This is a genomic window from Alteromonas antoniana (assembly GCF_019249295.1).
Lineage (GTDB): Bacteria > Pseudomonadota > Gammaproteobacteria > Enterobacterales > Alteromonadaceae > Alteromonas > Alteromonas antoniana.
On the sequence record NZ_JAESDH010000061.1, the window covers coordinates 1 to 2,054 of the forward strand.

General features: G+C 43.4%; 4 protein-coding genes. 1 reads left to right on the forward strand and 3 read right to left on the reverse strand.

What is annotated here, in order from left to right:
- On the forward strand, positions 1 to 440 hold a 440-nt coding region (locus JKP77_RS22000; RefSeq protein ID WP_218313318.1), incomplete at its 5' end, for an IS30 family transposase.
- Between the two features lie 33 nt (positions 441 to 473).
- Here the strand turns inward: JKP77_RS22000 and JKP77_RS22005 are convergent.
- The 3 genes from JKP77_RS22005 to JKP77_RS22015 form a co-directional block, all read right to left on the reverse strand.
- Positions 474 to 815 (reverse strand): hypothetical protein, encoded by a 342-nt coding sequence (locus tag JKP77_RS22005; protein WP_218313319.1) that lies wholly within the window; start codon positions 813 to 815, stop codon positions 474 to 476.
- A gap of 138 nt (positions 816 to 953) precedes the next feature.
- The gene (locus JKP77_RS22010; protein WP_218313320.1) at positions 954 to 1,301 is read right to left on the reverse strand and encodes a hypothetical protein; all 348 of its coding nucleotides are present in this window, start codon (positions 1,299 to 1,301) and stop codon (positions 954 to 956) included.
- A gap of 107 nt (positions 1,302 to 1,408) precedes the next feature.
- Positions 1,409 to 1,960 carry a hypothetical protein gene (locus JKP77_RS22015; protein ID WP_218313321.1) on the reverse strand — a complete coding sequence of 184 codons (552 nt, stop codon included), beginning with the start codon at positions 1,958 to 1,960 and terminating at the stop codon, positions 1,409 to 1,411.
- Positions 1,961 to 2,054 lie beyond the last annotated feature (94 nt).

A 2,054-nucleotide genomic window follows, 5' to 3' on the forward strand; every position in this document is an offset into this window, starting at 1 on the left:
GGGAAATCGACACAGTGATAGGGCATACAACAAAAGACTGCATTGTTACGCTGGTTGAGCGGGCGACAGGGTACTTATTAATAGGTAAATTACCAGACAGGACAACCTCGTCTCTCAACAAAGCAACCATCAGGTTAATAAAAACGAGTCCTTTACCTGTAAAAACGATTACGGCCGACAACGGCACAGAATTCCACCAGTACAAAGAGATAGAAAAGAAAGCAAAGGCGCTGTTTTACTTCGCCACACCGCACCACTCATGGGAACGAGGAAGCAACGAAAATGCGAATGGGCTGATAAGGCAGTATTTACCAAAGCGGACGTCGATGAAAGACGTTACGCAGCAGCACTGTGATGCCATTGAGAGGCGGCTGAACAGTCGTCCTCGTAAACGGTATGGATATAAAACGCCCTGGGAGATGAAGAATGATTATGCGTGATCAATGTTGCACTTGGGAGTTGATACTAAGCATCTATTCTAAAACATCCACTGAAGCATGTGATTCAATCCACGAACCTTGTTGCCTGTTTTTCCACGATTTATTTTCAGGGATAAAGTCGCACAACTCAATGTGAACTGTTTGTTCACCTTTCCATTGAGCATCCACAAACCTTAGCTCTAAAATTACGATATTGCCGGTTGTTCCTTTTGCGGTTAGTGGTGCGTCCAGTGCTACGACCATAGCAGGTGAGGAGTTTTGGCCCGGAATAAATCCATGGACTCTTCCGCTAATAAATTCTTTTCCCTTAATCCACTCTGGTTCGTAGTCATAGCCACCCCAAAGTTTCACAGGACAGTCTTTTAAAAACTCCATTTAATCGGCCCTATTCACATGATGTATAACGCTAAGCTTTGGGGCGCAGGCACGTAGGGCATAATAGCGAAGCGGCCCTGCGTGTTTGCGTCCCAGCGACCGAAGGGAGTGCCAACAGCGTATTGTTATGTGCACTCACTAAGAACAACCTAGATTTACAAGGCGCTGAACTAATTTTGATGTTTGCTCTGCCTCTTGAACAAACTGCTGATGACTCTTTCCAAGGAACATGCCGTCGATAGTGAGTTGATAACCGCCGATTAAATTCTTGGAGTGAAGACTCAAACTAGTATTATTTTCCAAATACGTAAATTCTAAAGATGAGTCTAAAGCGATAACAGGCTGAAACGGTTCATACTCATTGATTGTGCTAATGAGGCACGATGCTTCAATTGGAATTTCGAAGTTCACTCCATAGCCGATCTTATTGTCGATGCTTGAGCATCCGTTTAGTAATAATAGAACTGAAAGTGTTTGAATTTTCATGTGCACATAACTTTTAAATAAGGGGCGCAGGCATGTGGGGCATAATGGCGAAGCCGCCCCGCATGTATGCGTCCCAGCCCGCGCAGTGGGCGTACTTAATTTTTTTGTTAGATGGCATTAGCCGCAAAAATTCGAAGCTCACTTTCGTAGCCTTGCAAGTCGAAGTTCGTAGAACACTTATTCATAAAACCATGAAAGTAAGGCACCTGTCTAATTTTGGTTCTTTGTGTGGCGTGCAATTCTGAGATTAATTGTGATACTGAAAAGTGTTTCTCTGTTTTTGGGAAAACAAGAGTAACCGGAAATAATGGAACAACTTTTCGGTTGTTTCTTATTTGAGACCCGTAAAAGCATATAGCTTTGTTTATATGCGAAGGCCCGAAACTTCCTGAGAGGTTCCAAATGGCAGCAGCACCAATGCTAAAACCCACGAGGTTTACAGAATAATCCAATTTGGTTAGCGAGTTAATCAAATGCTTGCTGTAATTTTCTAAGCCAATATTAGAGGAGAAATACTCATATGCATCACTTTCAGTGTGAAACATCTTATTTTGACCGTCATACGGGTCAACAATGATGTGGTTCTTACAGATGGCATTTGCCAATTCTTCAAGAGCGGGAGTTTTACCAAAGATATCCGTAACAACTACAGTAGTCACTTTAATTTCCGTGCCATCTAACGCCCCAATAACGGACGCAAACGCGTAGGGCATAATAGCGAAGCGGCCCTACGTGTTTGTGTCCCAGCGAGCG

What these genes read in the sequence shown, in the direction of transcription:
- JKP77_RS22005 (WP_218313319.1), bottom strand. Translation starts at nt 815, where the DNA reads ATGGAGTTTTTAAAAGACTGTCCTGTGAAACTTTGGGGTGGCTATGAC.
- JKP77_RS22010 (WP_218313320.1), bottom strand. Translation starts at nt 1,301, where the DNA reads ATGAAAATTCAAACACTTTCAGTTCTATTATTACTAAACGGATGCTCA.